We start from the raw sequence: 4,247 nt of genomic DNA, 5'->3' as shown, positions 1-4,247 counted from the left end.
CGTGAGCACCGCCCCGGTGAGCCGGAACACGCCGGTCGGTGGGCTCGACGACCGCGAGGACCCGACCGAGCCGGTGGAGCCCGAACCGGTGGGCGTCGAACTGGTGGTGGCCCTGCCGGACCGCCCGGGTGTGCTGCCCGCCGTGGCCGGGGTGCTCGCCCTGCACCGCCTCACCGTCCGCTCCGCCGAACTGCGCAGCATCCGCCCCGCGGACCAGGGCACCGCGCTGCTGCTGGAGTGGCGGGTGGCGGCCGAGTTCGGCTCGTTGCCCCGGGCGGAACGGCTGCGGGCCGATCTGATCCGGGCCCTGGACGGTTCCCTCGACATCACCGCCCGCCTCGCCGAACGCGAGGCGGCCTACCGGCGGCCGCGCCGCCGGGCGCTCCAGGCCCCGCCGCCCCGGGTCGGGGTGGCCCCGCTGGGGTCCCGACTGGCCACCGTCATCGAGGTGCGCGCCCAGGACGCCCCGGGGCTGCTGTACCGCATCGGGCGGGCGCTGGAGGACCGCGGGGTACGGGTGCGCAGCGCGCACGTCAGCACCCTGGGCTCGAACGCGGTGGACGCCTTCTACGTCACCGGGCCCGACGGCGGTCCGCTCCCCACGCCCGAGGCCTCCGCCCTCGCCCGTGAGGTGGAGCGGGCCCTGGGCCGCTGATCCGGGGCCCGGGAACCGGCGCGTACCCGCCCGCGGCCCGGAACGGGGCCGCGGGCGGATACCCTGAAGAACACCGCTGTCCCGCTCTCCGACGTGAAGGAACCGCGAGCGCCGTGTTCGACACTCTCTCCGACCGCCTTGCCGCGACGTTCAAGAACCTCCGGGGCAAGGGACGCCTCAGTGAGGCGGACATCGACGCCACCGCGCGCGAGATCCGCATCGCCCTGCTGGAGGCCGATGTCGCGTTGCCGGTCGTGCGCTCCTTCATCAAGGAGATCAAGGAGCGGGCGCGGGGCGCCGAGGTCTCCCGCGCCCTGAACCCCGCCCAGCAGGTCATCAAGATCGTCAACGAGGAACTGATCGGCATCCTCGGCGGCGAGACCCGTCGGCTGCGGTTCGCCAAGACCCCCCCGACGGTGATCATGCTCGCCGGCCTCCAGGGCGCGGGCAAGACCACCCTCGCCGGCAAGCTGGGGCGCTGGCTCAAGGGGCAGGGACACTCCCCGCTGCTGGTCGCCTGCGACCTGCAGCGCCCGAACGCCGTCAACCAGCTCGGTGTCGTCGCCGAGCGGGCCGGGGTGGCGATCTACGCCCCCGAGCCGGGCAACGGCGTGGGTGACCCGGTGGCCGTGGCCCGCGACTCGATCGCCCACGCCCGGGAGAAGCAGTACGACGTGGTGATCGTCGACACCGCCGGCCGGCTGGGTATCGACGAGGAACTGATGCGGCAGGCGGCGGACATCCGCGACGCCGTCTCCCCCGACGAGATCCTCTTCGTCGTCGACGCGATGATCGGCCAGGACGCCGTCACCACCGCCGAGGCGTTCCGCGACGGGGTGGGCTTCGACGGTGTCGTGCTCTCCAAGCTCGACGGTGACGCACGCGGTGGTGCCGCCCTGTCGATCGCCCGGGTCACCGGGCGGCAGATCATGTTCGCCTCCAACGGCGAGCAACTCGACGACTTCGACGCCTTCCACCCCGACCGGATGGCCTCCCGGATCCTCGGCATGGGGGATGTGCTCAGCCTCATCGAGAAGGCCGAGCAGACCTTCAGCCGGCAAGAGGCCGAGCGGATGGCGGAGAAGCTCGCCAAGGGGCCCAAGGAGTTCACCCTCGACGACTTCCTGAGCCAGATGGAGCAGGTCAGGAAGATGGGCTCGCTCTCCAAGCTCCTGGGCATGATGCCCGGAATGGGGCAGATGCGGGACCAGATCAACAATCTCGACGAGCGCGAGGTGGACCGCACCGCCGCCATCATCAAGTCGATGACCCCCGCCGAGCGCGATGATCCGAAGATCATCAACGGTTCCCGCCGGGCGCGCATCGCGCGCGGTTCCGGCGTCGACGTCAGCGCGGTCAAGAATCTCGTGGAGCGCTTCTTCGAGGCCCGCAAGATGATGTCCCGCATGGCGCAGGGCGGAGGCATGCCGGGGATGCCGGGCATGCCGGGGATGCCCGGGGCCGGAGGCGGCACGAAGAAGCGCGGCAAGCCGCAGAAGAAGGGCAAGGGCAAGCGGCGCAGCGGAAACCCCATGAAGCGGCAGGAGGAGGAGCGCGCCGAGGCGGCACGTCGTGAGGGGACCGGCAGCCCCTTCGGCATCCCCGGCGCGGACGGGGACCCGGCCTCGTTCGAGCTGCCCAAGGAGTTCCGCGACATGCTTCCGCCGGGACGCTGAGTCCCGTTTCCCGTCGTCATCCGCCCTCCGCCCCCGAGCCCGCTCCCGGGAGGCGGAGGGAGGCCTGCTCTCAGGTCCCGTCGGTCCCGTCGTCGACCCGGCACACGACGTAGCGCAGGATGTTCGGCAACCACACGGATCCGTCCGACCCCAGGTAGGGGTGGAGTGCCTCCGCCAGCTCCTTGGCGACCAGGTCCACTCCCACACCCCGTACCGCATCGTCGAAGCTGCCCGTGGCCAGCAGTCCGCGCAGCGCCGAGGTCATTCCCGGATAGCCGAAGGGGCAGCCGACCTCGCCCTCGTCCACGGGGCGGAGGTCGACGGCGCGCGCCACCTCCCGCAGCCCCGCCACACCGGGTGGGGTCGAAGCCCCCGGCGTCACTCCCCGGCTCTCCGGATCCCCAACGGTACGGGCGAGCCGGTCGCCGACCCGCAGGGCGGCGCTGACGGCGCACTCCTCGGGTTCACCCCGTCCCGAGAGGACCACCGTCGCCCCCGGTTCGGCCAGGGTGACGGCGCGGCGCAACTGCTCCGTCTCCGGTGCGGCGCCGAACGAGGTGATCAGCGTGAAGGGGGCCCGGATCGCCTGACCGGTCTCACGGACGTTCGCCGGGAGCGAGGGCAGCAGACGGGCGGGCCAACGCCGGGTACCCCATCCCCAGACGGGGTCGGGGAGCAGGCGTTCACCCGCCAGCCGCAGACGTTCCGGATCGGGTTCGGTTCCCGTGACACTCGCGCCGCGGGCGGCGGCGCGCAGCAGCGCCAGCCCCGAGCCGCAGTTCAGCTCCAGCAGGCGGGTGCCGGGACCCACTCCGGTGCGTTCGTACACCGCTTCGTACAGCGGTAGGAGCATGCGCTCCTGGATCTCGGCCCAGTCCCGTGTGCGGGAAGGACGGTTGAGGTCGTGATGGATCAGCGTTGGTGTCATGGCCGTGCCCCAATCGACGGGTCGGGTGCGGTCCGCTGCTGTCGGTCTCCCTGCTCCTGTATGCCAGATAACTCCCGGTTGCTCCCCTCGTCCAGGGGGCGAAGGGTCCGGATTCACGCTTCTGCCCCATGGGGTCGTGCCATTCCGGCCATGAGCGGGGCGTCCGTGCCCGCTCCCCGCGCGGAGGACTTCCCCCGCCGGTGCCGGGGACCGACCACCGAGGCGGAATCGGCCGACAACGGGCCGGCGCGGGGACCACGGTCATTCGACCGTACGGGTACGGGCCGTGGGAGCACACACGGTCCGGGGCGGATGTCCGAATCAAGGCGGCGGGTGCGGAGAAGTCCTGTCCCCCTCTCTTCATCCCCGGTCGTATCCGACGCCCCGGGGCCGAGCACGTGGAGGGGGTCGCTCCCGAGTCGGCGGTGATTGTCCGGGGTGGGGCAGAAAACTCGAGGCACCGGTGGCGGTTCGCCCCTCCCGGGGGCCGTTGTCAACGAATGGTTCGTCCAATGGATCCGGAGCCACCGCGATCCACCCCTGTGGATCGATCGGTGGGCCAACGTCGCGCGCCGGGAGATGCGTCCCCCGATGTTCCTCCGTACGAGTGAGTTCCGGGGACAGGAGGCCGCGCCGCGCACCCCACTCGCGAGGAGGCGCGGGACCGCCCGGTCCGCCTCAACCGCGAGGTGTGCACCGACTTCTCGGTCAACGTTCCCGGTCAACGTTCCCGGTATCGATGTCGTGCCGGGCCACAAGGCCCCCGCGAGCGCTTCGCGGGTGTCGTCAACCCTCTCCCCATCGGGGGAATGGCGGGGGACGGCAGGGCATTGCCGTGGGGGACCGACCATGAACCCGACCGGAACCTCGCCCGTGCTTTCGACGCCCGTCACCTCTTCCGGGAGGGCCTCCGCGAGTTGTTGCGTTCCTCCCGCCGGCACCGGGACTCCCGCGCCGCCGAAGTGACCACGCCGGCCGAGGCGATCGA

Annotated in this window: 3 protein-coding genes; 2 read left to right on the top strand and 1 reads right to left on the bottom strand. The window is 71.9% G+C overall.

Annotated elements, in window-relative coordinates; genetic code table 11:
• Together FNQ90_RS14365 and ffh are read left to right on the top strand one after the other, a co-directional pair.
• Positions 1–655: ACT domain-containing protein (locus tag FNQ90_RS14365; RefSeq protein WP_182606748.1), on the top strand; the 655-nt coding region annotated here is incomplete at its 5' end.
• Between the two features lie 113 nt (positions 656–768).
• Entirely contained in the window at positions 769–2,331 is a 1,563-nt protein-coding gene (gene ffh / locus FNQ90_RS14360; RefSeq protein ID WP_182606747.1) for a signal recognition particle protein, read from the top strand.
• A gap of 70 nt (positions 2,332–2,401) precedes the next feature.
• Here the strand turns inward: ffh and FNQ90_RS14355 are convergent, their stop codons facing one another.
• Positions 2,402–3,259 (bottom strand): class I SAM-dependent methyltransferase, encoded by an 858-nt coding sequence (locus FNQ90_RS14355; protein WP_182606746.1) that lies wholly within the window; start codon positions 3,257–3,259, stop codon positions 2,402–2,404.
• Between the last annotated feature and the right edge of the window lie 988 nt (positions 3,260–4,247).

The organism is Streptomyces alkaliphilus, from assembly GCF_014141535.1.
GTDB lineage: Bacteria > Actinomycetota > Actinomycetes > Streptomycetales > Streptomycetaceae > Streptomyces > Streptomyces alkaliphilus.
This window is presented reverse-complemented; position numbering and strand designations above follow the sequence as displayed.

What these genes read in the sequence shown, in the direction of transcription:
- FNQ90_RS14355 (WP_182606746.1), bottom strand. Translation starts at nt 3,259, where the DNA reads ATGACACCAACGCTGATCCATCACGACCTCAACCGTCCTTCCCGCACA.